Raw genomic sequence first — 25,967 nt, forward strand, 5'->3', positions numbered from 1 at the left:
TGATTGTGTAACGAAATCTCACTTCTAACCTCTCAACTCTCACCTCTTCACTCAACTAATGATTGCTCTTGGTATTCTTCTGGTACTCGTGCTGCTGCTGGTCGTGTTCGGCCTGCTGTTTCGCATCCAGATCCTGACTTCCATTTTCTCGGGCAGCTCCACGCGCGAGATTGGCACGAGTAACCGCGTTAACGCCATCCTGATGATTGCCTTTATGGTAATCGGTGGGGCTGCGTTTGCTTACTCCTTCATGGATAATTACGGCAAAATGAACCCTCCGATTGCGTCGGTTCATGGCCATGAGATGGAGCGCCTATTCTGGACGACGATGATCATCATCGGTATCGTATTCGTCCTGACCCATATTGCGCTGTTTGTGTATTCCTACAAATACCAATATAAGGAGGGTCGCCGCGCTTACTTCTTTCCCCACAACAACAAGATCGAAATCATCTGGACGGTAATTCCGGCCATCGTGATGGCTGGTTTGGTATTCGCCGGCTGGAAAGAGTGGACCAAAATCACCGGTCCGGCTCCCAAGGACTCGGTAGTGCTGGAAGTAATGGGCAAGCAGTTCAACTGGCTTGTACGTTACCCCGGCCGCGACCAGAAGCTGGGTGTAGTCAACTACCGTCTGATCGATGCTACCAACGAGTTCGGCTTCGACCTTAGCGACAAAAGCGGCTTGGACGACTTTGTTGCCGGTGAGATTCACGTGCCTAAGGGCCACCCTGTACTGCTGAAGATTCGCTCGCGCGACGTACTGCACGCAGTATATATGCCGCATTTCCGCGTGCAGATGTATGCCGTGCCTGGCATGCCGACCAAGTTCTGGTTTACCCCAACCAAAACGACCGACGAGATGCGCGCCCAGCTGGGCAACCCTAAGTTCAACTACGAGCTAGCCTGCAACCAGATCTGCGGCCGGGGGCACTTCGCTATGAAGCTGAACATCATCGTGGACGAGCCGGACGATTATGTAGCCTGGTTCTCGCAGCAAAAGTCTTTCTCAGAACAGAACCCCGATGTTCTGGCCAGCTTCAAGCAGAAATCGGATAAATTGGGAGAAACTGAAAACGCTCCGGCCGCTGCCGCTGTTGTTACTTCGGCTGCCAAGGCCTCGCTCTAACTCTTATTTAACGCACGCTCTCTTTTATGGCTGCTAACCTTCCTACCCAGTCTCAAGTGCAAGGTGGCATCGGGGTAACCGAGCCGCACACCGAGCACGATGAGCACCTGCACCACGACGAGCACCATGACCAGCACTGGCTGTTCAAGTACGTCTTCAGCCAGGACCACAAAGTAATTGCTAAGCAATTCCTGATTACCGGTATTTTCTGGGCAATCATCGGTGGTACGCTCTCCAGCTTGTTCCGTCTCCAATTGGGCTGGCCTGAGTCTACCTTCGAGTGGCTCTCGCCTTTTCTCGGTAAGTGGATCGAAGCCGGCAAGCTGAACCCCGAGTTCTACCTCGCTCTGGTAACGATGCATGGTACCATCATGGTATTCTTTGTGTTGACGGCCGGTTTGTCGGGTACGTTCTCCAACTTCCTGATTCCGCTGCAGGTAGGTGCCCGTGACATGGCTTCGGGCTTCATGAACATGCTCTCGTACTGGTTTTTCTTCCTGTCGAGCATCATCATGTTTACCTCTCTGTTTATCGAAACAGGCCCCGCTTCGGCTGGCTGGACAATCTACCCGCCACTGAGCGCCCTGCCGCAGGCTATTCCTGGCTCGGGCATGGGTATGACGCTCTGGCTGGTGGCAATGGCGCTGTTCATCGTGTCGCAGCTGCTGGGTGGTGTCAACTACATTACGACGGTAATTAACCTGCGTACCCGCGGCATGTCGATGTCGAAGCTGCCCCTGACCATCTGGGCTTTCTTCCTGACGGCTATTCTGGGTCTGTTGTCGTTCCCGGTTCTGTTTTCGGCCGCGCTGCTGCTGATCTTCGACCGTTCGTTCGGTACGTCGTTCTTCTTGTCAGACATCTACATTGCCGGACAGGCGCTGAACCACCAGGGTGGTAGCCCGATTCTGTTCCAGCACTTGTTCTGGTTCCTGGGTCACCCTGAGGTATATATCGTTATCATGCCGGCCATGGGTATGGTATCGGAAATTCTGGCCACCAACGCTCGTAAGCCAATTTTCGGCTACCGCGCTATGATTGGCTCGTTGCTCGGTATTTCGCTTCTATCATTCGTTGTGTGGGCTCACCACATGTTCGTAACCGGGATGAATCCGTTCCTGGGTTCGGTCTTCATGTTCCTGACGCTGATCATAGCCGTACCGTCAGCTGTGAAAACCTTCAACTGGCTGGCTACGCTGTGGCGCGGTAACATCCGCTTCACTACGGCTATGCTGTTCTCGATTGGCTTCGTGTCGCTGTTCATCTCGGGTGGTCTGACGGGTATTATCCTCGGTAACGCCGCCATCGACATTCAGATGCACAACACTTACTTCGTGGTAGCTCACTTCCACTTGGTAATGGGTAGCTCGGCCTTCTTCGGTCTGTTTGCTGGTGTGTACCACTGGTTCCCTAAGATGTTCGGCCGGATGCTTGACGAGAAGCTGGGTTATATTCACTTCTGGCTGACTTTCATCGGCGTATACTTGGTGTTCATGCCAATGCACTACGTAGGTATTGCCGGTTTCCCCCGCCGCTACTACGCTTGGACTGGCTTCGACTCGTTCAGCCAATTCGCTGACCTGAACAAGTTCATTTCGGCAGCCGCTATTCTAGCCTTCTTTGGTCAGTTCATCTTCGTCTTCAACTTCTTCTACAGCATCTTCCGTGGGCGTCGGGCTACCGAGAACCCCTGGAACTCGACGACGCTGGAGTGGACGACGCCGGTGGTTCCTGGTCACGGCAACTGGCCCGGAGAAATTCCCGCCGTGTATCGTTGGCCTTATGACTACAGCAAGCCCGGTGCTGCTGAAGACTTCATCCCGCAGAACGTACCATACTCGCAGACGCAGTCTTCAAACCTGCCCTACGAGCGGGACATGGAAGAATAGCCTTTCGAATGCCATTTGAAACGGGCCGCTGTATCCACGGCGGCCCGTTTTCTTTTCCCGAGAAACGGGGAAATCCGGTACCGGCACCATCGGTTGGATTTCCCCGTTTTGCTGTCCGCCAAACTCGTCTTTCAATTGTTTATAGGATAGCAAAAGCACCCGTAATAAGTATGATGATACCTGCATTTGTGCGCCGCTTTCGATTCATCGGAATCTTGACGGTGGTGGCCGTGTACCTACTGATACTGGTAGGTGGAATAGTACGTAGCACTGGCTCGGGCATGGGCTGCCCCGACTGGCCAAAATGCTTCGGCAGCTGGATTCCGCCTACGGAAGCCAGCCAGTTGCCTGCTGACTACAAAGAAATTTATACGGCGCAGCGGGTAGCCAAAAACCAGAAGCTGGCCAAAACACTGCAGCGGTTAGGCTTCAAGCAGGTTGCCAGTGAGATTTTTGCCCATCCAACCCAGTACATCGAAACGGACTTTAATGTCACCAAAACCTGGATTGAGTATGTCAACCGCCTATTAGGAGCGCTTATTGGCATCTTTGTATTCCTGACGGTAATATTTGCCTTGCCTTACTGGCGGCGCGACCGGGTGGTGTTCTGGCTGGCGTTCTGGTCGTTTCTGCTTACCGGTGTGCAAGGCTACTTAGGCTCGTTGGTGGTTTCTACCAATCTGCTGCCCATCATGGTCACGATTCACATGGGCTTGGCTCTGGTAATCGTAGCCATGCTGATTTATGCGGTAATCCGCTCCCAGCGGGAGGAGGCAACCCCCGAGCCCGTATCGGCCACTTCCAACCTAGCTTTGTGGCTGTGGCTGATTACAGTGCTAACATTCGTACAGATTGTACTGGGCACTCAGGTACGGGAAGAGGTAGATATGGTGGCTTTTGCGGCCAACTACCTAGACCGGGCAGGGTGGGTAGAGCAACTCGGCAACATATTCCGGTTTCACCGCACTTTTTCCGCGCTGCTGCTACTGCTCAATGCCTACGTGGCGTATCGGCTGTACGTGCTGCCCTCCGGCCGGCTGCGGCAAATGGCCGTGGTAAATATGGTCCTGATCGGATTGGAAATCGTGGCGGGGGTAACGTTAGCCTATTTTGCGCTGCCGGCCGCCGTACAGCCGATTCATCTGACGCTGGCCACGGTGTTGTTCGGAACCCAGTTCCTGACCATCGTTTTGTATAGTCGGGCAACGAAATTCGAGCGGCAGGCCGCTTATCCGGGCGTTGTTGCGTAACTTTGCGGCCCCGTTTGAGGCTGATCTGGCGGGAGTTTTGATTGCGTAGAATGACGAAAGCCAAAGCCTATTTCCAGTTAATCAAATTCCGACTGGCATTCACGGTGGCCTTTTCCAGTGCCATTGGCTATCTGCTGGGCGCGCAGGAATTCAACTGGGGCGGGGCGGTGCTGGTGCTGCTGGGCGGGCTGGCCGTCACTGGCTCGGCCAATACCATCAACCAGATCCACGAAATAGACCTGGACAAGCTCATGAAGCGCACGGCTAAGCGGCCCCTGCCAATGGGCGTGCTGAGTGCCGCCGAAGCCTGGGGGTTTGCTATTGTTATGGGCGTGGCCGGGCTCTTTATTCTCGGGTACTTTTTCAATACGCTGGCCGCGGCTTTGTCGCTGTTGTCGCTGATTCTGTACGGCTTCGTTTATACCCCGCTCAAGACGATTTCCCCCATTTGTGTGGCCGTAGGCGCCATTCCGGGCGGTATGCCGCCGCTGCTGGGCTGGGTGGCTGCCACGGGTTTTTTGGGCACTGAGGCCTGGGTGTTGTTTGGTATTCAATTCATGTGGCAGTTTCCGCACTTTTGGGCCATTGCCTGGGTTTTAGATGATGACTACAAGAAGGCCGGCTTTAAGATGCTGCCCACGCCCGGTGGCAAAGATCTGCGGACGGCTTTCCAGATCATGACCTACACGCTGCTCCTGATTCCGCTGAGCTTGCTGCCCCTACAGCTGGGCATGGCGGGTAAAACCTCGGCCCTGATTGCTGTGGTATGCGGTGTGCTGTTCTTAATGCAGACCTTTTACCTGATGCGGACCTGCTCGAAAAAAGCGGCCATGCGCATTATGTTCGGGTCGTTTCTCTACCTGCCAATCGTGCAGATTGCGCTGGTTTTCGACAAAATTTAACGTTTCAGGATGGCAACTTCCGAAATATTGCAAGACAAAGAAGCCGGTACGGGCACGCACCCCAAGCGGCTGCTACTGTTGCTGATGATGATCAGCATTACCATGATTTTCGCCGCCTACACCAGTGCCTACATTGTGCGGCGCGAGGAAGGAAACTGGCTGGAATTCGACCTGCCACCCGGCCTGCTCTACACCACCGTTGTTATTCTGTTCAGCAGCGCCACAGTGCAGTGGGCTTGGTTTGCAGCCCGTAAAGATGAAGTACGCCAAGTGCAAATCGGTCTGGCCCTGACATTTATCCTGGGTCTGGTATTCCTGATCGGCCAGTGGAACGTGTGGGTTGACTTGGTGGCTCACAAAATCCACTTTGGGGGCGTTGACGCCAACCCATCGGGCTCTTTCCTGTATGTGCTGACCGGCGTGCACGGTTTTCACCTGATTACGGGCCTTATTTTTCTGCTTATCGTATTGCGTAAAAGCCTGAACTATCAGGTGCATTCCCGCCAGATGCTCTCCATTGGCAATGTCACAATCTACTGGCACTTCCTGGGCGCGCTTTGGTTGTACCTGTATTTGTTCCTACTTTTGAACCACTGATTTCGTTTTCACTTCGCTCGTTATGTCCACCACCTCCACGACGCAGACGCTTCCCCACAACGCCTCCATCGAACGGCCCCGCTCCGGGACCTGGGATGGCGGCAACGAACCTTTCAAGGCTAGCTATGGCAAGCTGATGATGTGGTTCTTCCTGCTGTCGGATGCCTTCACGTTTGCCGCCTTCCTGACAACCTACGGGTTGATGCGCCACCGCCACCTCGCCTTCACCGGCGACCATGCCAAGTTTGAGTTCTCCACGGCATACTGGCCCATTCCGGACAAGGTATTTAACTCCTTCCCCGGCCTGCACGGCATGGATTTGCCGCTGGCTTTCGTGGCGTTGATGACGATGATTCTGATCTTCAGCTCCGTAACGATGGTACTGGCCGTAGAAGCCGGCCACCGCATGGACAAGGCCGACGTGCAGAAATGGCTGTTGTGGACGCTGCTCTTCGGTGCTACATTCGTAAGCTGCCAGGCTTGGGAGTGGAGCCACTTTATCCACGGCACCGAGGAAGGCACCAAGATGCTGGACGGCACTATTTTCCACGGCGCCAACCTGCAGATGAACCAGTACGGCCCCGTGCTGTTTGCCGACCTGTTCTTCTTCATCACCGGTTTCCACGGCACCCACGTATTCAGCGGCTTGGTATTGCTCACCTACTGCTTCATTGCTACCACCAACGGTACGTTCGAGAAGCGCGGCCACTACGAGATGGTAGAAAAAGTAGGTCTGTACTGGCACTTTGTAGACCTGGTGTGGGTATTCGTATTTACCTTCTTCTACCTCGTATAAGTACGAGTCAGAAGTCTCTCGTTTCCGACCTAGTCGTTCCTCTTTGTTTTTAACCTACTACCTATATGGCTCATCACGCAACTGACCATAACCAGCCAATCGGTGAGATTCCAAAGCCCGTCACGGGCTGGATCTGGAAGACGTTCTTTGTTCTGGTTGGTGTTACGGCGCTGGAATTCGCGGTGACGTTCATCATGGACCCTAGCACGTTCCGCAATTCCATCTTGATCATCCTCACCATTTTCAAAGCCTTCTTCATTGTGGCTGAGTTCATGCACTTGAAGCATGAAACCAAAGGCCTGATCTGGTCGATTCTGGTACCTATGGCCCTGCTGATCTGGCTGATGGTGGCCCTGATTACCGAGGGTTCGGCCATTGGCGAGGCCATTTACAGCGCCTTTAGTTAAACTAATGCGGCCCAAGCAAACCCTGATTCTGGGCCTCATTCTGCTGTTGCCGGTACTGGCGTTTTTGTTTCTCAAAACTTTCGGTACCAATCGTTTCGCGCTGCCAACGTACCTGCCCGACCGTGTCGATTCGACGCAGGTTGGCGGGAAGTGGCAGCGCGATACTGTTTTTCATACCCTAGCTGATTTTCGGCTGCCGTCCCAATCGGGGCGTGTGGTGAGCCAGCAGGATCTGAATGGCGGGCTCTATGTGGCTAGCTTCTTTTTTGCCACCTGTCCCGGTGCCTGCCCGCGCATGAACAGCCAACTGATGCGGGTGCAGGAGAAATACCGCAAGGAACCCCGGGTGAAGCTCGTATCCTTCACCGTCGACCCCGAGCACGACTCGGTGGCCGTGCTGGCTCGCTACGCCGAGCAGTACGGCGCTATTGCCGGCAAGTGGTTCTTCCTGACTGGCAACAAAGCGGAATTATACCGGTTAGCAACGGAGGAGTTTCGACTGCCGGCTCCCTCGGGCGCGGCACCGGGTATCGTGCACAGCCAAAACCTGTTTCTGGTCGACCGGGACAAGCGGGTGCGGGGTATTTACGATGGCACGAAGGCGAAGGAAGTAGAGCGCCTCATCACCGAAATCAGCGTTTTGCTGTACAACTATGACCACGACAAGTCCGGCCAATAATCCTGCTGGCAGCAATGCCCGGATTAAGACCATCATGCTCATCCTGGCGGCCGTGGTGCCGCTGCTGGTGGCAGTTTTGCACTATTTTCCCGAGTCCTTCCGGATTCCTGGGGCTCAGGTGAAGTTTCTGCCTGCTCTGAATGCCGTACTGAATTCTTTGACGGCGGTTTGCCTGCTGCTGGGCTTCTATTTCATCCGGCAGAAGCAGGTGCTGAAGCACCGGGCCATGATGGGCACGGCCTTTCTGTTGGGTTCCCTGTTTCTGGTATCCTACGTGGTATATCATTCACAGGTAGCCTCTACCAAGTTTGGCGGGGAAGGATTGATTCGGAGCGTATATTACTTCGTTCTGCTCACCCACATTCTGCTGGCGGCCGTGACGGTGGGGTTAGTGCTGTTCACGCTGTACTTTGCCCTCACCGAACAGTTTGCCAAGCATCGGCGGATTGCCCGTTGGACCTTCCCGATCTGGCTCTATGTTTCCGTAACGGGCGTTGTCGTGTACTTCATGATTTCGCCGTACTATACGTAGCCTGTAAGAACCTTTCCGCTCGTAGCTGGTTGATAAAGAGATGAAAAAGACTGTAGGAACCGGATTATTTGCCTTGCTCGTAGCCGTGCTGCTGAGCCTAGCCCCGCTGGCCGCCCAAGCCCAGTGCACTATGTGTAAAACGCAGGTGGAGTCGGCCCGCACCGAGAAGGACTCATATGATACCTCGGGTCTGAACAAGGGTATCGTGTATCTGATGACCATTCCGTATTTACTGATCGGCACGGTGGGCTACCTGTGGTACCGCAACAGCCACAAGAAGAAATAGTGGCCGAGCCTTCTTCCACGGTACTGGCCCTGCTGCAATTGAAGTGCCCGCGGTGCCACCGCGGGCCTTTGTTTAAGTACTCAGCGCTGAGTCTGACCAAGTTCGACGACATGCATGAGGCCTGCCCCGAATGCGGGCAGCACTACGAGCCGGAAGTGGGCTTTTACTGGGGCGCCATGTACGTGAGCTACGGCTTCTCGGTGGGTATCGTGGTGTTGGTGGGCGTGCTGCTTTATTATCTGGCCCACGACCCGCCGGTGTGGGTGTACGTGAGCACCGTGGCCGTGACGGTACTGCTGCTCACCCCACTGCTGTTTCGCTATGCCCGGGCCGTAATGCTCTACTTCTTCGGCGGTATCGACTTCCAAGCCACCCGCTGAAAAGTCGCTTCAGCTGCTACCGTCGTAACGGGCTAAGAATAGGAAATGCCGCCGTTTGGCGGCATTTTTGTTTGGGCTACCTCTTGTTTTTATCTGTTGCGCCCACCCATTCCAGCTCCCTCCACTATTGAAGTCGTCCCGCTTTTCTCCTTTCGTATTGCTGCTGGCGGCCTCCATCTGTTTTGTGGGCGCCTACCTCAGCAACCGTTTCGGAACCCGGGCCTCCGGTGTGCTGGTGCATACCGATGTGGTGCGCCTGCAGAACCTGATAGAAGGAGCGGAGCGCGTGGCCGAGCGGGACGGGGCTGAAGTAGCCCGACAGCTGCAAAGCGGGGAGCTCAACTTCAGCTCTCTGGTGGGCCACAGCACGTATCCGTGCTTTGTGTTTCGCGGCGAAAAGCTGCTCTACTGGTCGGATCATACCACCCGGCCCGAGCCCGAAAACGCCGGGCAGAATTTCCGGGAAAAGCTCGTGGAAATGCGCTTTGGCCACTATCTGGCTCTGCGCCGCCCGGCCGGCCCCTACGTGGTGCTGACCTACGTGCCGCTGGAAAAACGCTACGGTATCAGCAACCGCTACCTGCGGGAAGGCTCCGAAAAGGCGCTCTTCAAGGGCCTGAATGTGCGCATCATGCCCAATATGCCCGGCTCCCGGCTGCCGTGGCTGCGCTCAGCCGAGGGCAAGTACCTGTTTTCGGTGGAGAGCCTGCAACCCAATCCGGTTACAGGCAAATACCTGCTGCTGGCGCTGCTGGCCCTGGGCACGGGCCTCTACGTAGCGGGCTGGCTGCTGCTGGCCAGGCGGCTGCTAGCCCAGGGGTGCATTGTAGAGGGCGCGGCCAGCATTGTGTTGCCCCTGATGGCCTACCGAGCGGCGCTGCTGTATCTGGGTCTGCCCTTTTCAGTAGTCGAGCTGCCTTTGTTTGACCCGCGCGTGTATGCCGCCTCCTGGCTTTCCCCGTCTCTGGGCGACCTGCTCATCAATGCGCTCCTGCTGATGCTGACGGCCTATTACGCGCTGCTGCTGTTTCGGCGCTACGGGGTGGTGCGGCAGGTGCGGCACGTGGAGAGTTTAGCGGGCCGTACGGCGGTGGGCACCTTGGTGGTGTTTGCCTTCTTGGGAATGCTGGAAATGCTGTTCCAATTTTATTCCAACAGCTTCAACAACTCCCAGCTGGTGCTGGATATCACCCAGAACATCCAGGTTTCGGGGTTTAAATTACTGCTCGGCCTGGCCATTGTGCTGCACACCGGTGGGTATCTGGTAGGGTTTTACATTCTTTCCCAGCTTTTCATTGCCATTGGCCGGCCCGTTACCAAGCGGCTGGGTGCCGGGCTGCTAGCCGTTTCAACGCTTATTTTTCTGCCGGCCGGCATTGTGCTGGGCGAGGCGCATATTGTGCTGCTGGGCCTCACGCTGCTCTTTTTCGTGGTGGTGCGCATTACCGGGCTCAAGCAGATTGCGTCTATCATGCCCTATCAGATTTACCTGTTTATCTTTCTGATGCTGGGTATCAGCTCGGCGGTGGGCGCGCTGGCCCTCTATGAGCATTTCGACCGGCAGCTGGTGCTTACCAAGCAGAAAATAGCGGGCAATCTGCTCGTCGACAACGACCTGCAGGGCGAGTACCTGCTGGCGGAGCGCACCCGCGAAATGGCCGCCGACCCGGGTATCCGGACTATGCTGGCCAGCCCGTTTGCCAACCAGGACGTGGTGCGGCAAAAAATCGTGAAGTACTACCTGCGCGGCTACTTCGATAAGTATGAGGTAAGCGTAACCTTATTTGACCCCGCCGGCAAGCCTATTCAGGAAGCCCGCACTAGGCCAAACCTGGCGCCTACGCGCCGGCAGCTGCTACGCGCGGCCCTGCCCACCGACCAGCCTAACATCTACCTGATTCGCAACCCCAGCTCGTTTAGCACACGGCGCTACGTGGCTTTCGTGGGCGTACCCGGTACGCGGGCAGCAGTTGGCGGTGCGGGCCGGGCGGGCGTAAGTACAGTGCTGCTCGAGCTGTCATTGAAAAAGCTCACTACCAACAGCGTGGTACCTGAGCTACTCGTCGACCAGAAATTCTTTCAGCCCAGTCTGGGGCCCGAGCTAAGCTACGCCGGCTTCGAGCAGGGGCGGCTGGTGTACAACGAGGGCGACTTCGACTACGTGAATCAGCTGACAGCTCAGCAGCTGCGCGACCCGCGCCTCTACAGCATCGGCTTGTCGGTAAACAACTTCCACCACCTGGCCGTGCGCGGCCCCCAGAACCGCACGGCGGTAGTCACAACGGCCACGTACTCGTTTACCAACTGGCTGGCCAACTTTTCCTTCCTGTTTCTGCTGCATACTTTCTTCTGGCTGCTGGCCATTGGGGTGTATATGCTGGCCCGGGGCCGGTATTTCGAGGCGTTTCGCACCAACTTCAGCACCAAGATTCAGCTGTTTCTCAATTTCGGCATTCTGGTGCCACTCATCGTGGTCAGCATTGCCACGGCCAGCCAAGTAACCAACTCCTACAAGCGCGACCTGCTGCGCACGTATGAGCGGCGCGGCAAGGCAGTGCAGGAAAACCTGCTGAAAAACCAGGCCGTGCTGGCCGACTCTGCCAGCCGCACCGCCCTCGTGGACTTGGCCGAAAACGTGTCGGGCCTCACCGAAACCGACCTGAACCTCTACAATGCCCAGGGCGAGCTGCTGGTGAGCAGTCAGCCGCTCATTTTTGAGTCGGGCCTGCTGAGCCCGTTGATGAACCCGGCCGCCGCCGCCGCCCTGGCCGAGCAAGCCCAGCCCCGCGTACTGCTCACCGAGCGAGCCGGCTCCCTGTCGTTCAACTCGCTGTATCTGCCGCTACGGGCCGTAATGGGGCCCGAGCGGGCCAACGTGGTGGTGGGCTATGTAGGCATTCCGTTCTTCGACTCGGAGAAGGAGCTGGACAACAAGCTGATTGAGCTCATTTCGACCATTCTGAACATCTTCACCGTGATGTTCATCCTGTTTCTGGTACTCACCTTCATTGCCTCGCGCCTGCTCACCTCGCCGTTGAAAGTGCTGACCGAGAAGCTTAAACACACCACGCTCACGGGTCAGAACGAAATGCTGGCCTACGAGTCGTCGGATGAAATCGGGCTGCTGGTGCGCGAGTACAACGCCATGCTGCTGAAGCTGGAGGAAAGCAAGCAGGAGCTGGCCACCCAGGAAAAAGAGGCCGCCTGGCGCGAAATGGCCCGGCAAGTAGCCCACGAAATCAAGAACCCGCTGACGCCGATGAAGCTCAGTCTGCAGTTCTTGCAGAAGGCTATTGCCGAAAACCGGCCCAACGTGGAGGAGCTGATTGGCCGAATTTCCCAGACGCTGATTACCCAGGTAGATGTGCTGAGCGACATTGCCACCTCATTTAGCAACTTCACCAATCTACCCGCCATGCGGCCCGAGCGCCTCGATGTGGCCTCTATTCTGCGCCGCTGCGTAGGGCTGCACCAGGGTGGGGCGCGGGGCGGCAAAATTGAGTTGGAATTGCCCGCCGAGGCGGAAGCTGGCGAGTATGTGGTATTTGCCGACGAAAACCTACTGGTACGTACTTTCAACAACCTGCTCATCAACGCGCTGCAGGCGGTGCCGGAAAGTCGCCGCCCGCTGATTACCGCTTCCCTGCAGCTCGTGCCCGATTCGGATCGGGTGCGGGTCTGCATTCAGGATAACGGGGCCGGAATTGCGGAGAACGTGCGCGACAAGGTGTTTGTGCCGAACTTTACGACCAAAGAATCCGGCTCGGGCATCGGCTTGGCAGTAGCCCGGCGTGGCATCGAAAGCGCGGGGGGGCGCATCTGGTTTGAGACGGAAGAAGGCGTAGGTACCCTGTTTTGTATTGAGCTGCCGCTGGCTCCGGCGTAGCGGGTTAGATTCTGAAAAGACATGAAGCAGCCAATTCTGATTCTGGGGAGCGCCCGGGGCGAGAGCACAACCCGCGGGTTTGCGCAGCAGCTCCTGGGGGCAACGCCACACACGGTTATCGATTTGCGGGAGTATGCCGTTGCGCCCTACAGTTACCAAAGCAACTACCCGGCGCAAGACGAGTTTCTGGCCCTAATCGAGCGGGTACTCGAGCATGACCCAGTGATTTTTGCCACGCCCGTGTACTGGTACTCGATGAGCGGGTCGATGAAAACCTTCTTCGACCGGATTACCGATCTAACTAGAATGCGCAAAGACCTGGGCCGCCGCCTGGCCGGCAAGTCGGTGCTGCTGGTGGCTACGGGCTCCGACGCCGAGCTGCCGCCGGGCTTTGCTGTGCCCTTCGAGCTGACGGCCGCTTACCTGAACATGCCGTTCGGCGGCGCGTTTTACTACTCCGACAAAACGCCGCTGCCGGAAAGCGTGGCAACTCAACGGCCCCGCTTCGTAGCCGCGCTGACAAAACCCAACCCGAATAATTCCTGAGCCGGGGCCAGTTCATTGGCACGAAACGCCCGGCTTCGCGCGTTGTTGAGCCGCCCCGTTACCTTCTGCCCCCAATCCGCTTTCAGCACCGAATGATCAGCAGCAATACGCTTCGAATCCTGCGCATTTGCCTGCTGCTGCTCGGAGGAGTGCTGGGAACCATAGCGGCGCAGGCCCAGCAGCAACAGAATGTGCCTTCGTCGCGCCGGTGCCGGTGGCTGCGCCTGCCGCCCAACCGCGCCGACACGACCAGCTTTGCCCTCACTGATTCGCTGACCATCGTGCCTTCCTCGGTGAGTGTGCAGGGTCGCTCGGTGGCCTACGATTTTCGCACTGGCCGCTACCGGCTAACCCAAGCTGCTGCCGCTGACTCGTCCGCCCCCGCCGGGCCCGACTCGGTGCTGGTGTGCTACCGGGTACTGCCGCTGCAGCTCGCCGCGCCCCGGTTTCGGCGGCCCCGCGGGCTCATGGACAGCGTGAGCTTCGGCCGTAAGCCGTTTGGCTACGACGATTTCGCGGTGAAGGAGCAGATTCTCAACACGCCCGGCATCAACAAAACCGGCAATTTGTCGCGGGGCGTGTCGTTTGGCAACACCCAGAACGTGTTTGTCAACTCCTCGCTCAACCTGCAGCTCGACGGCAAGCTCACCGACGACATAACCCTGACGGCTGCCATCAGTGACCAGAGCGTGCCGTTTCAGCCCGAGGGCAACACCCAGCAGCTCCAGGAATTCGACCGGCTCTATATTACGCTCACCCACCCACGCTGGAATCTGACGGCCGGCGACGTGGTACTGCGTAACAAGCCCGACTACTTTCTGCGCTTCTACAAAAATGTGCAGGGCGCCGCCATTGAGGGCAATGTAAGCGTGAAGCCCGGTTACCGCAGCACCACTACCGTGGCGGCGGGCGTGGCCAAGGGCAAGTTTGCCTCCATTGACATTGCGCCCATCGAAAACGTGCAGGGGCCCTACCGCCTGCGCGGACCCAACGGCGAGCAGTTTATCATCGTGCTGGCCAACTCCGAGCGGGTGTACCTCGATGGCCGCCTGATGACGCGCGGCTTCGATTTCGACTATGTTATCGACTACAACCAGGCCGAAGTCACGTTTTCGCCCCAGCACCTGATTACCCGCAACTCGCGCATCAAGATTGATTTCGAGTATTCCGACTTCAACTACGCCCGCTCGCTCTACCACCTGAGCCACTACCAAGAAATAGGCAAGCTGAGCGTGCACGCCAACTACTACCGCGAAGCCGACAACCCCGACAACTCACCCAACCTGACTCTGGACGACTCGACGCGGGCCCAGCTGCAGCGCGTGAACGAAAACGTGAGCCAGGTGAGCGTGCCCGGGGCCACGGCCGACTCCTACGACCGGCGGAAGCTGCAGTACAACCAGGCCATTATCCTGGACCCGACCACGCAGCTGCCGGTGGAAACCTACACCTACCCGCCCGATTCGACCAAGCAGGTATACACGGTGCGCTTCACAGATAAGGGGCCGGGTGGCGGCAGCTACAACCTGAGCACGCGCTACACCAATGCCAATGGCCGCGTGTACGAGTACGTAGGGCCGGGTCGGGGCCGTTACCTCGACGAGCGGCTGCTGCCTACACCCTTGCAGAAGCAGATGGTGACGATGGGCGCCACCTACCGGCTCGACTCCACCACCACGGTTTTTGCCGACGTGGCTTCTACCAATCTGGACCTAAACCGGTTTTCGCCCGCCACCGACCAGGGCCAGGCCATGCGCGTGGGCTACGCCGTGCTGGACCGCACCCTGAGCTTGCCGGTGCTGAAGTCCTACAAGTTTCGCAGCGCCCTGGATTACGAGTATACCAGTCACCGGTTTGCGCCCATCGACCGGTACCGCGACATTGAGTTTGACCGCAACTGGAGCACTGCCAGCACCGTGCAGGGCAACGCCACGCGCCGCGCCGCCCGGGAAGACAACGTGCTCAACTTCTCGGTAGGGGCGGTGAAGGATGCCAACAACCTGATCAACTACCGCGTGACGCGCCGCTACCGGGCCGGCGAGGTGAATGGCCTGCAGAACTGGCTGGATGTGGCCCAGAAGCTGGGCGATGTGGAAGTGCGGGCCGGGCTGTTTTTGCTCAGCACCGACGCCGGGCGGTTCCGCTCGCAGTGGGCCCGGGGCGAGGCTACGGCCCGCTACAACCACGGCGCGGTGGTACCCGGCTACGCCTACCGCTTCGACAAAAACCGCGTGGCCCTGCCCGATGGCGACTCGCTGAGCTCGGCCAACTACTTCGACGAGCACAATGTGTTTCTGCAAAGCCGGGACAGCGCCAAAACCCGCTACCGCCTCGATTACACCTACCGCCGCGACCAGACGCCGTTGCTCAACGAGCTGCGCACCCGCGGCCAGGCCCAGACCTGGCAGGGCACCTTCAGCAGCCGCCTCGGCAAAAACCAGGATTTGAACCTGCTGGCTACCTACCGCGACCTGAGTGCCCGCGACAGTGCCCGCCAAAGCACCGTGCTGGGCAAAATCGACTGGAACGCCTCGTTTCTGCAGAACGTGCTGCGCTCGGAGCTAAGCTACAGCGTGGCCACCGGTCGGGAGCTGCGCCGAGACTTTTCGTTTTTGCCGACTCAGCCGGGTCAAGGCACGCACTACTACCAGGATACCGACGGTGACGGAATTCAGGAGAAAGACGAGTTCTTTGAAGCCCAGACCCCCGACGCGCAGTACCGCACCTATATCAAGGTGTTTTTGCCCACCGACGACTACATCGTGGCCTTCACCAACCGTTTCAGCTACCGGCTCACGCTCAGCGCCCCACGCCAGTGGCGCGACCAGGCCGGCCTGCGCAGCCTACTGGCCCGGTTTTCCACCATCAGCAGCGTCACCCTCGACCGGCGCACTATCGACCGGAACTTGGTGTCGCGCCTTAACCCGTTTGCCTTCCAAACCGAGGATACGCTGCTGCTCTCGTTGAACAAGCTGCTGCGCAATACATTGTACTTCAACCGCTCCAACCCAATTTTCGGGGGCGAGTTTACCGTGCAGCAAACCCAGCAGAAAGTGCTGCTCAGCCAGGGCTTCGATGTGCGCAATCTGGCCAGTCAGTCGGTGCTGCTGCGCCGCACGCTGGCCCAGCAGTTTACCGGCCGCCTCACCACCACGCGCAGCATCCGGGAAAGTGTGTCGGACTACTCCAAGGACCGCAACTTCCGGCTCTTGGTGTACGAGGCCACGCCCGAAGTAAGCTACCAGCCCAACAGCACGCTGCGCTTCACGGGCACCTATCAGCATGTCAACAAGCGCAATACAGCCGGTCCCGATGCCGATATCAGCGGTACTTTCGACGAATTGGGCCTCGAAACCCGCATCAGTCAGGTAAACAAGCGCACCATGAGCGGCACGGCCCGCTACGTCAAAGTCGGCTTCGACGACGACCAGACATCGTTAGTGGCCCTGGAAATCCTGAATGCCCTGCGGCCCGGCAGCAACTTCACCTGGAACCTGAACGTGGAGCAGCGCCTTAGCAATGGCCTGAACGTGACCCTGGCCTACGACGGCCGCAAGCCCAACGGCCTGGCCCCGATTCACACCGGTAGAATGCAGGTTTCGGTGCTGTTTTAAGGTGTTGGTAACGTGCTTCTTCAGCTTTCATCTTGAGCTTGCGCAGGATGACAGACCAAACAGCGGCGACAAAACGCAGAACAACCAACCTCAATAACCTACAATGTCAGCAGCTTGCGCAGGTGTGTTACCACGGCCAGCTCGGCCTGGCCGGCGGGGGCTTTGGCGGCATCCAGCTGCTTGAGGGCGGCCGCCTGCCAGGCGGCCGACGGCTTCTGGCCTTTCTCCAGCATCTGCAGCCGCTCCAGGCCCAGGGCCGAAATGAGCCGCAGCTGGGTGGAAAGCGGGGCGTATTCCCACAGGCTGGAGCCTTTCAGAAACAGGGGCTGCAGGCGCTGGTCGTTGGTTTGCCAGGTGCGCAGCTGGGCGTTGAGGAAGGCCAGCAGCGACTTGGAGCTGGCGCCTTTAAACCGCTCGGCCGCCGGAGCCAGCTGCAGATACTGCACCAGGCCTTCCACAGCTACCCCAAACTGCCGCCCCGCTTCCGACTCGGCCGGGGCCGCGTCTACCAGGCGGTTCAGGGGCGTGGCCGTCGAGTAAGTGAAGCCCTGGAAGTGGCGCTTGTACTCTTTTACGGGCTCCAGCACGCCGGCCAGGGTGCGCAGGGCCGAGGCGTCGCGGCTGCCGGCCAGCTGGGCCAGCAGTCGCTCGGGAGCCTTGCGGTGTTGCAGGCCCAGCGTCTCCAGCTCACTCGAAACCAGGGCCAGGCGGCGGTACATATCGGGCACGTCGCGCACGTAAGCGGCCGACCACAGCCGCTCGGCCACGGCCGCCGCCCGGGGCCAGATGCGGCTTTCAATGATGATACTATCCGCGAATTCGGCCCACATGGTGGCCTCGCCGCCCAGCACCAGGTTTTTCTGGCTGTCGGTCAGGGGCGCGTCGGTGGGTAGCGGGTCGTTGAGGTAGTAGGTGGCGGCACTGTAGTTCAGGTCGAGGTAGTAGCCATTCGACAGGATGGCGGCGTGGCCCTGCTTGGCCGCGTCGTACAGCCCTTTACGGCCCCGCCAGCTCTGAATAACGGCATCGGCGGGCAAACCCGGACCCAGGATTTCGTCCCAGCCCACCATCTTCTTGTGGTATTTGGTTATAAACTGCAGAATGCGGCGGTTGAAATACGTCTGCAGGCCATGCTTGTCGAGTTGGCCGTTGTCTTTCAGGAAGCCGTTTTCCTTCGACCAGGCCATGATGCGCGGACTGCGCCGCCACTGCCGCCCGTCGTTTTCGTCGCCGCCGATGTGGAAGTAAGGGTCGGGAAATAGGGGCGTCATTTCAGCCAGCAGCTTGTCGATGAGCTGGTAAGTGGTTTCCTTGGTGGGGTCGAGGGCAATGTTGAGCGTGCGCCAGGTTTGGGCCGGGCCGTAGGCTGAGTCGATGGAGGCCAGCTCGGGGTAGGCCGCCATCCAGCTGGTGGTGTGGCCGGGCATATCGAACTCGGGCACCACCCGGATGCCCCGCGCCGCCGCGTAACCGATAACGTCGCGCACCTGGGCCTGGGTGTAATATTGGCCGCCTACCTGGTGCAGGCGGGGCAGCGCCTTGCTTTCTACCCGAAATGCCTGGTCGTCGGAGAGGTGCCAGTGCAGCACGTTGAGCTTCACAGCGGCCATGGCGTCGAGGTTGCGCTTCACCACCGCCACGGGCATGAAGTGCCGGGCCGCGTCGATGAGCAGCCCGCGCCAGCGGAAGCGGGGCGAGTCGGCAATATCCACCTCGGCAAACCCGTAGTCCTTTTTCTCGGTACTCAGCAGCTGGCGCAGCGTAGCCAGGCCGCGCAGCACGCCCAGGTGGGTATTGGCCGAGAGCAGCATTCCCATCGGCGTCACGCGCAGGCTGTACATCTCGTCTTCGCCCAGCAGATCGAGCTTGCCCAGGCGGCCGTAATAAATGGTCAGGTCGGCGGCCCCGGAAATAGTCAGGCTGGGGTTTGCGCCGGCGGGTACAAACTCGGTTTTGAGGCGCTTGTCGTTGGTTTGCTGGCTTAGCCAAGTGCCAAACTGCAACATGGTGGGCCGCAGGGCCGAGTCGGCTTTGGGGCCCTGCAGCTGCACGCGCCACTGGCCTTTAAGCGCAAACCGGCTTTTGCCCCACTGGGCCATGGAGGGCACCGGCAGCAGGGCGCGCGTATCCGTCACCGGGTTCTGGGCCAACAGCAGGTGGCTACCAGCGCCTAGCAGAAACAAAACCAGCAGCAAGCGCGACAAACAAGGAGGAACCGACATAGGCAAACAAAGCAGGAGGGAGGCTAAAGGTAAGCAACGACTAGGCCCGAATGCTCCGGAATCGGTCAGTATCGCTAATTTGGGGCTTTATTGGCTATTCGCGCCAGCTATTCGGCTTCGTCAGCTCTTCTTTTTTCTATGAACTCTCCTTCCCGTATTGCGTGGCTGATAAGCGTGGGACTGATGCTGTGGGTGGCTTTTTACCTGTCGCCGGCGCTGCGGGGAGGCGTCAAGATTCTAAGCTCCGACAGCGCCGGCTACTACCTGTATTTGCCGGCCACCTTCGTGCATCACGACCTGCGGGGGCTGCGGTTTCGGGATGAGATGATAGCCCAGTACCACCCCACGCCGCAGTTTGAGCACGCCACGCTCGACTCGGCCAGCCAGCATTTCGTGCTGAAATATTCCTCGGGGCTGGCCTTGCAGGAGCTGCCGTTTTTCCTGGTGGCCCACGCGCTGGCCGAGTCGCTGGGCTACCCGGCCGACGGCTATTCGCAACCTTACCAGTGGGCTATACTGCTGGCGAGCTTGCTGGTGGCGGTGCTGAGCTTGTGGCTGGTGCGCCGGGCGCTGCTGCCCCGCTTCGGCGAGTGGCCCACGGCCCTCACCCTGCTCATTCTGGTGCTGGGCACCAACTATTTGAATTACAGCGCTGCCCAGGGCGCCATGACGCACAACTGGCTCTTTGGCTGGTATGCGGTGCTGCTGCTGCTCACGCCCCGTTTTTACGCCCGTCCTACGCTGGTGCTGGCCCTCGGCATCGGGGCCACCGTGGGACTGATGACTCTGACGCGGCCCACCGAAATTCTGGCCGTGCTGCTGCCTTTGCTATGGGGCCTGAGCTTCAGTCGGGCAGCTTTGCGGGAGCGGCTGGCGTTCTGGCGTCAGCACGCCGGGCTACTGGCAGCGGCGGTGCTGGCCGGCGGAGTGGTGGTAAGCATTCAGCTCTTCTACTGGCACTACGCCATCGGCTCCTGGATTTACTATAGCTACGGCGACGAAGGCTTCAACTGGCTCAAGCCCCACCTCTGGGAAGGCATCTTCAGCTTCCGTAGCGGCTGGCTGATGTACTCGCCCATGCTGCTCACGGCCCTGGTAGGGTTTGGGCCGCTGCGCCGGCAGCAACTCGCCGCTTTCTGGCCCATGCTGGTGTATCTTCTCCTGTTTCTCTACGTCACGTTTGCCTGGGAGCAGTGGACCTACGGCGGGGCGCTGGGACAGCGGGCTATGGTGCAGAGCTACGCCGTGCTGGCCTGGCCCATGGCGGCGGCGCTGCGGTGGCTGCTGGCTCGGCCGCGCTGGGCGGCGGCCTATGGCGCGCTGGCCGTGGTGGGCTGCTACTATGGTTTCTGGCTCATGCTGCAGGCCCAGGGCGGCGGACTGCTGGCTGCTGGCGACATGACCCGCTCATATCTCTGGCGCATCCTGTTTCGCTACGAAGTACCCATCGAAACTCGCCTGCTGCTCGACAGCAACTCCGAATTTACGGGCCAGGCAATCAATCAGCGCACGTTGTGGCAGCAGGACTTTGAGCACGAGCCAGCCGTCTTCTGTGGTACGCCCGCGTTGCAGGGCCGCTGCTCCCTGGTGCTCGACTCGCTGCATCCGCAAAGTACCGAGTACGTGATACCCGCCCGGCCCGGCGACTTTCAGTGGGTGCGTGCTTCAGCCCTGGCCCGCACCGAGTACACCGAGTGGGACATGCCCCGCATGACGCAGTATGTAGTACGTTTCCGGCGCGGTACAACGGTGGTAAAGGAGCGCACCGTGCGGCTGCAGCGGGCTTTGGAAGACGGGTGGCTGCGCGAACTGCACTTTGATATGCGCCCGCCCCGCGAGGATTTCGACAACGTGTCGGTGGTGTTTCGCTACTACGGCACCCACACCGGCCTGCTGCTCGACGATGCCAAGCTCACCGTTTTCGACGAGCAGTAGCGGCTCAGGATATTAATCTAAATCAGGCCGCGGGACTTGAATTCCAGGTAGCGGTTGATGGTGTTGACCGTGAGTTGCTGGGGCGGCGTGAGCAGGCTGTAGATGCCGTAGCGTTGCAATTCGCGCACAATCTGGCGCTTTTCTTGGGCGAACTTCTCGGCAATAGTTTGGTTGTAAACGTCCTCGGTGGTAGCGGCGGGCTGGTCGAGATAGTGCTGCAGCTCGGTATTTTCGAAGAACACGACCAGCAGCAGATGGTCTTTGGCCAGCCGGCGCAGGTAGGGTAGCTGGCGCTGCAAGCCGTTCAGGGTTTCGAAGTTGGTAAACAGAATCAGCAGGCTGCGCTGCCGGATTTTGGCTTTGATGTTGGAATAGAGCAGCTCAAAATCGGTTTCCAGATACTTAGTGCGCTGCTTGTAGAGCACCTCCAGAATCTTCTGCATGTGCCCGGCGCGCCGCTCGGCCGGCACCACGGCGCTCAGCTTATCGGCGAAGGTGATAAGGCCGGCCTTGTCGTGCTTGATCAGAGCTATGTTGCTCACCACCAGCGTGGCGTTGATGGCGTAATCGAGCAGACTTAGGCCTTCAAACGGCATCCGCATCACCCGGCCTTTGTCAATGAGGCAGTACACCTGCTGGGCGCGCTCCTCCTGGTAGTGGTTTACCACCAGCGTGTCGGAGCCAGTGCCGGCGCGGCGGGCCGTGGCTTTCCAGTTGATGGTGCGCGGGTCGTCGCCGGCTACGTAGGGCCGGATCTGCTCGAACTCCATACTGTGGCCCACCCGCCGGATGCGCTTCACGCCCACCTCCGTAAGCCGGTTGCTGATGGCCAGCAGCTCGTACTGCCGCATCTGCAGAAACGAGGGGTACACCGGCACCATCTTGTCTTGCTCGAAGCGGAAGCGCCGCCGCACCAGCCGCAGCGGCGAGGCTACAAACACGTTCAGCGTCCCAAACTGGTACTCACCCCGCTTCACCGGCCGCAGCTGGTAGCGGATAACGGTGGTTTGGCCCGCTGGCAACGCTGCCTTAAACAGCACGTCGCGGCGCTGAAACTGAGCCGGAATCTCGTCGATGGTTTCGGTGCTGATGGGGAAGCGGTAGTGGTTTTCGAGGTAGATGGCCACGTCGTTGTCGCTACCGTTGGCGAGCTTATCGCCCATCACGCGTCGGCCGAATACCGCGCCCGCGCCACCTTTTGCCGGGGCATACAGCAGCAGCAAGTCCAGCAGGGTAAGCACCAGCAGCAGGCCCGCCGCGAGCTGCAGCGGTGCCAGCAACACGGGCAGGAAAAACGCCACCACCAGTCCCACCACTACGGCGGCGAGCAACACAAAAAAGCGCGTGGTAAGAAACAGAGACTTCAAATTCGGGCGGAAAAAGGGCTTCGCCGGTAAGCAGTTGGCCGCTTAGGCATTAAATTCAAAGCGAAACGTCGGTTAGCGTGGTACCTCAATCAGCTGCACAATCTGCTTCACGACATCGTCGGCGGTATGGCCTTCCATTTCGCGCTCGGGTGTGAGCAGAATGCGGTGGCGCAGCACATGGGGCGCCAGGTACTGCACGTCTTCCGGCGTCACGAAGTCGCGGCCACGCAGGGCAGCCAGGGCCTTGGCGCCGTTGAGCAGTGCCAGCGAGGCCCGGGGCGAAGCGCCCAGGTAGAGGCCTTTGTGCACGCGCGTCTGGCCCACGAGGCGAGCAATGTATTCGAGCAGCTTGGGCTCTACGTGCTGGCGCTGCACCTGCTGGCGCAGTTCGCGCAGGTCGTCGGCCGTCATCACCGACTGCACTTTCTCCAGCGCCGTGCCGCCGAAGCCGGCATGGTGCCCCTGCAGAATGGCTACTTCTTCCTCCATTGTGGGGTAGCCCACGTGCAGCTTAAACAGAAACCGGTCGAGCTGGGCCTCGGGCAGGCGGTAGGTGCCTTCCTGCTCAATCGGGTTTTGGGTGGCCAGCACCACAAACGGGTCAGTCATGGGGTAGCGGGTGCCGTCTTGGGTTATCTGCCGCTCTTCCATCACCTCAAACAGCGCCGACTGCGTCTTGGCCGGGGCCCGGTTGATTTCGTCAATCAGCACGATGCTGGCGAAGATGGGACCGGGCCGAAACTCGAATTCCGCCTTGTTGGGCAGAAAGACGGCCGTCCCCAGCACGTCGGAGGGCATCAGGTCGGGGGTAAACTGCAAACGGCTGAACGGCACGGCCAAGGTGCGGGCCAGGAGCTTGGCGGTAAGGGTTTTGGCCACGCCCGGTACGCCTTCCAGCAGCACGTGTCCATCGGCCAGGATGGCGGTAAGCAACAGTTCGGCCAGTGCGTGCTGCCCCACAATGACTTTGCCCAGCTCCTGGCGAATGGCCTCCGCGTGGCGGCTCAGGCGGCTCAGGTCGGTGCGCGGAGCAAAGGCCGCCGCAGGTTCGGGGGTAGCTTCGGTGGTGTCAGAGGGCGTTACCGGCAGAATTTCATCGGCGGAGGAGGAAGGCGGAAGAGGCGTATTTTCCATGAGTAAGGGAAGACAAAGCGAAAGTTGGAAGCAGTAGAGTAAAGCGGAATTATTTAATTAGCATTGCCATATGTATTAATAAATACCCCTATTAGATGCTTAGAAAGGCTATAATGGAATAGTTATAAAACGGAAAAATTATATTTTCGGGCATAGTGCAATAATTTACACAGCAGCTTTGCGAAACTCGGCCAGGGCCTTGCTGAGTAACAGCAGCTCGTGGTCGGAGACGCGCGGAGCGGTTAGAATCAGATTGATGCGACGCACCAGCTGCTCGACTTGCGTGAGCGGCAAACCGGTTTTCTGGGCCAGCCGCTCCCGCGCCTCGGCTTCGTTCAAATCGAGGCCCGGCTCGTGGAAGCGGGTGCGCAGAAATTCCAGAAACAGCCCGATTTTCTTCTCGGCAATCAGAGCGTGGTTGCCGCCCTGCTGGTAGAGGCTGGCTACGGTGCGGGTAAAAATCAGCGTGGTATTGGGCAGAGGCCGCAGAATCGGAATGATGCGCTGCCGGCGCTTGGCCTCAAACAGCACGAACAGCACCGCGCCAAGCAGGCTCAGGTAAAAGGCCCGGCGCAGCGCATCGTGGGCCAGCAGCACCCGCAGCAACGACTGCTCGCCCTGCCGGCCCTGCTTCTGGTATTCATCCCACCACACCGGGCGGCCCACGGGCAGGTAGGAGAGGGTGGCGAATGCGAAGTTGCTGGTGCGGGGCTGCAGCACGAAATAGTTGGTAAACGCCAGCGGCACCGAGCACAGGTACACGTGGCCCCGGCCGTAGGGCACCCGCACCAATACTGCCCGGCCCTGGTCGTCGGCAGCTAGTTGGGTAGCTTGCATGCTGCTGTCGGGCAGAATGCGGTAGGAGGCGCCCAGTGTCGGGAGGCGGAAGCCGCGGCCGGCGGCTCTGGCCAGGCCGGGGTTGCTGAGCACCAGCCGCACGGAATCGGTGAGCAGGGGCTCATCGGAACCGCCTTTCAGCAGGGGCTTGCCCACGAAAGGTGCGGTACGAAAATGTAGGGTATCGGCCAGCAGCCGGTCGAATTGCTCGGCGGCAATGAATACGTCGTTGCCCCGCGCTACGTGGCGCAATAGCGCCCCCCGGTCAGCCTCGCTGAGGCTAAAGTCGTTGTTAACGAACAGGTACGTGGCCTTGGGGTAGTCGGAATCGGCCAGGCCGGCTTCGTAGTCGTCTTCGTTTTCGTCGGACCGCTGGCTGGAATTCGACTCGTTGGTAGGCGCATCAACCAATGCAGCAGTCGAGTCTTCGGCCTCCGGCTCGGCAGCGGCTACCGAGTCGGTGGCCGATGATTCTTCCTGCTCCACGTACACCCCGGCTTCCGACTCGGGCGTGATTTCCTCTTCGCCCTCCAGCTGGCTGTATACCGGCACGCGCACGGGCCGCACGTCGCGGGCGGCTACGCCCAGCACGTCGGGCAGCACTTGGTAGAGCACGTAGGTGCCGTAGGGAATCTTGTCCTTGTTTTCGAAAGTGGGGCGCCAGTCCAGAGGCTTGGGGCGGTAATATTCTGCCGCCACGTAGGCCCCAAACAGCAAAACCAGGCCCAGCAGATACCAGCGAAAAGTTGTCATATAAGGCGGGGAGCTAGGCGGCGTGGCGGGTGGTGGCGAGCTGGCGCTGGAAGGCCACGCGGGCGTCGCGGGCCAGCGCGTAGTGGGCCGCCGACAGGTCGTTCTGCTCGCCGTACCACACGTACTCAAACTGCTGGGTCAGCTCCCGGAAAGCCGGCCGTAGCGTGCCGGCCGACAGCTCGCGTAGGTAGTCGTGGTTGGTTTTATCAGGCTGCCATTGCACCAAGCCCTGGTCGGTGAGTTGCTTGAGAACGAACAGATAGCCCAGGCGCACGGCCAAGCGGTAGTTGCCGGCCGCTTCGGCCTCGCCGAGCAGGGCGTTGAAATCGAGGGCGTGAATGTCTTCGGCGGCCGTGTCGTAAAGCAGCGGCGAGCGGCGCGGGGCCCGGCCCAGAGCGCGGGTTATATCCACCTGCATCAGCTTCAACACCACGAAAACCAGCAGCACGACCAGCAGGGCATAAATGCCGTATTCCCATACCACTTTGCCGCCCCGGGTCTGGAGCAGCTCGCCGAGCCAGTGCCACAGCCGGGCCATAAACAGGTCCCAGCCGCTTTGCTCGCTCTTCACTTCCACGTAATGAAACTCGTGCTGCTCCCGAAACTCGCGTAGCTGCCCGGCTGTGGGCTGCCGCAGCGGCACGCGGGTGGTGCGGTCGGCGGGTAGCACGCGCCTGGCTAGGTCGTGCTTGCGGGCCGGCTGGCCCGCCACGGGCGAAGCGGCCAGCAGCAGGAGCAACACAAGAGCGGGAAAAAAGCGTAACCGAATACGTAAGGACACAGGCAAACGAGCAGATAGGACAGAAAATTCGCCGGGTGCGGTTCG

20 protein-coding genes are annotated in these 25,967 nt (G+C 59.3%); 15 read left to right on the forward strand and 5 right to left on the reverse strand.

Annotated elements, in window-relative coordinates:
- Positions 1-58: 58 nt before the first annotated feature.
- The 14 genes from LGH74_RS06120 (at position 59) to LGH74_RS06185 (ending at position 16,893) form a co-directional block, all read left to right on the forward strand.
- Positions 59-1,129 carry a cytochrome c oxidase subunit II gene (locus LGH74_RS06120; RefSeq protein WP_226173382.1) on the forward strand — a complete coding sequence of 357 codons (1,071 nt, stop codon included), beginning with the start codon at positions 59-61 and terminating at the stop codon, positions 1,127-1,129.
- A 26-nt stretch (positions 1,130-1,155) separates the two neighbouring features.
- Positions 1,156-3,018 (forward strand): cytochrome c oxidase subunit I, encoded by a 1,863-nt coding sequence (locus LGH74_RS06125; protein WP_226173383.1) that lies wholly within the window; start codon positions 1,156-1,158, stop codon positions 3,016-3,018.
- Positions 3,019-3,188: 170 nt separating this feature from the next.
- Positions 3,189-4,268, forward strand: coding sequence for a COX15/CtaA family protein (locus LGH74_RS06130; RefSeq protein ID WP_226173385.1), 1,080 nt, complete (start codon positions 3,189-3,191; stop codon positions 4,266-4,268).
- A 50-nt stretch (positions 4,269-4,318) separates the two neighbouring features.
- Positions 4,319-5,170 (forward strand): heme o synthase, encoded by an 852-nt coding sequence (gene cyoE, locus LGH74_RS06135; protein ID WP_226173386.1) that lies wholly within the window; start codon positions 4,319-4,321, stop codon positions 5,168-5,170.
- A gap of 9 nt (positions 5,171-5,179) precedes the next feature.
- Positions 5,180-5,767 carry a cytochrome c oxidase subunit 3 gene (locus LGH74_RS06140; RefSeq protein ID WP_226173387.1) on the forward strand — a complete coding sequence of 196 codons (588 nt, stop codon included), beginning with the start codon at positions 5,180-5,182 and terminating at the stop codon, positions 5,765-5,767.
- Between the two features lie 22 nt (positions 5,768-5,789).
- Positions 5,790-6,563, forward strand: coding sequence for a cytochrome c oxidase subunit 3 (locus tag LGH74_RS06145; RefSeq protein WP_226173389.1), 774 nt, complete (start codon positions 5,790-5,792; stop codon positions 6,561-6,563).
- 65 nt (positions 6,564-6,628) lie between these two features.
- The gene (locus LGH74_RS06150) at positions 6,629-6,970 is read left to right on the forward strand and encodes a cytochrome C oxidase subunit IV family protein (RefSeq protein ID WP_226173390.1); all 342 of its coding nucleotides are present in this window, start codon (positions 6,629-6,631) and stop codon (positions 6,968-6,970) included.
- Positions 6,971-6,974: 4 nt separating this feature from the next.
- A complete protein-coding gene (locus LGH74_RS06155) occupies positions 6,975-7,649 on the forward strand; it encodes an SCO family protein (protein ID WP_226173392.1) in 675 nt (224 codons plus the stop codon).
- Positions 7,624-8,181: a DUF420 domain-containing protein gene (locus tag LGH74_RS06160; RefSeq protein ID WP_226173394.1), complete on the forward strand. Its 558-nt coding sequence runs from the start codon at positions 7,624-7,626 to the stop codon at positions 8,179-8,181. The genes LGH74_RS06155 and LGH74_RS06160 overlap by 26 nt, the downstream gene beginning before the upstream one ends.
- A 40-nt stretch (positions 8,182-8,221) precedes the next feature.
- On the forward strand, positions 8,222-8,467 hold the full coding sequence (locus LGH74_RS06165) for a hypothetical protein (protein ID WP_226173396.1): 246 nt from the start codon (positions 8,222-8,224) through the stop codon (positions 8,465-8,467).
- 68 nt (positions 8,468-8,535) lie between these two features.
- On the forward strand, positions 8,536-8,847 hold the full coding sequence (locus LGH74_RS06170) for a DUF983 domain-containing protein (RefSeq protein ID WP_226173398.1): 312 nt from the start codon (positions 8,536-8,538) through the stop codon (positions 8,845-8,847).
- 127 nt (positions 8,848-8,974) lie between these two features.
- The gene (locus LGH74_RS06175) at positions 8,975-12,733 is read left to right on the forward strand and encodes a sensor histidine kinase (RefSeq protein WP_226173400.1); all 3,759 of its coding nucleotides are present in this window, start codon (positions 8,975-8,977) and stop codon (positions 12,731-12,733) included.
- A 21-nt stretch (positions 12,734-12,754) separates the two neighbouring features.
- A complete protein-coding gene (locus tag LGH74_RS06180) occupies positions 12,755-13,279 on the forward strand; it encodes a flavodoxin family protein (protein ID WP_226173402.1) in 525 nt (174 codons plus the stop codon).
- 92 nt (positions 13,280-13,371) lie between these two features.
- A complete protein-coding gene (locus LGH74_RS06185; protein WP_226173404.1) occupies positions 13,372-16,893 on the forward strand; it encodes a DUF8818 domain-containing protein in 3,522 nt (1,173 codons plus the stop codon).
- A 98-nt stretch (positions 16,894-16,991) separates the two neighbouring features.
- On the opposite strand, the gene LGH74_RS06190 is transcribed toward LGH74_RS06185, so the two are convergent.
- The gene (locus LGH74_RS06190) at positions 16,992-19,115 is read right to left on the reverse strand and encodes a beta-N-acetylhexosaminidase (RefSeq protein ID WP_226173406.1); all 2,124 of its coding nucleotides are present in this window, start codon (positions 19,113-19,115) and stop codon (positions 16,992-16,994) included.
- A gap of 138 nt (positions 19,116-19,253) precedes the next feature.
- On the opposite strand from LGH74_RS06190, the gene LGH74_RS06195 reads away from it, so the two are divergent.
- The gene (locus tag LGH74_RS06195; protein WP_226173407.1) at positions 19,254-21,050 is read left to right on the forward strand and encodes a hypothetical protein; all 1,797 of its coding nucleotides are present in this window, start codon (positions 19,254-19,256) and stop codon (positions 21,048-21,050) included.
- Between the two features lie 17 nt (positions 21,051-21,067).
- On the opposite strand, the gene LGH74_RS06200 is transcribed toward LGH74_RS06195, so the two are convergent.
- The 4 genes from LGH74_RS06200 to LGH74_RS06215 form a co-directional block, all read right to left on the reverse strand.
- Positions 21,068-22,417, reverse strand: a complete 1,350-nt coding sequence (locus LGH74_RS06200) for a DUF58 domain-containing protein (RefSeq protein ID WP_226173408.1) — start codon at positions 22,415-22,417, stop codon at positions 21,068-21,070.
- A 72-nt stretch (positions 22,418-22,489) separates the two neighbouring features.
- Positions 22,490-23,551 carry an AAA family ATPase gene (locus LGH74_RS06205; protein ID WP_226173409.1) on the reverse strand — a complete coding sequence of 354 codons (1,062 nt, stop codon included), beginning with the start codon at positions 23,549-23,551 and terminating at the stop codon, positions 22,490-22,492.
- 165 nt (positions 23,552-23,716) lie between these two features.
- Positions 23,717-25,141 (reverse strand): DUF4350 domain-containing protein, encoded by a 1,425-nt coding sequence (locus tag LGH74_RS06210; protein WP_226173410.1) that lies wholly within the window; start codon positions 25,139-25,141, stop codon positions 23,717-23,719.
- Between the two features lie 13 nt (positions 25,142-25,154).
- Positions 25,155-25,883 (reverse strand): DUF4129 domain-containing protein, encoded by a 729-nt coding sequence (locus tag LGH74_RS06215; RefSeq protein WP_226173411.1) that lies wholly within the window; start codon positions 25,881-25,883, stop codon positions 25,155-25,157.
- Between the last annotated feature and the right edge of the window lie 84 nt (positions 25,884-25,967).

Origin of the sequence: Hymenobacter lucidus (assembly GCF_020447265.1) — a bacterium.
Classification (GTDB): Bacteria; Bacteroidota; Bacteroidia; order Cytophagales; family Hymenobacteraceae; genus Hymenobacter; species Hymenobacter lucidus.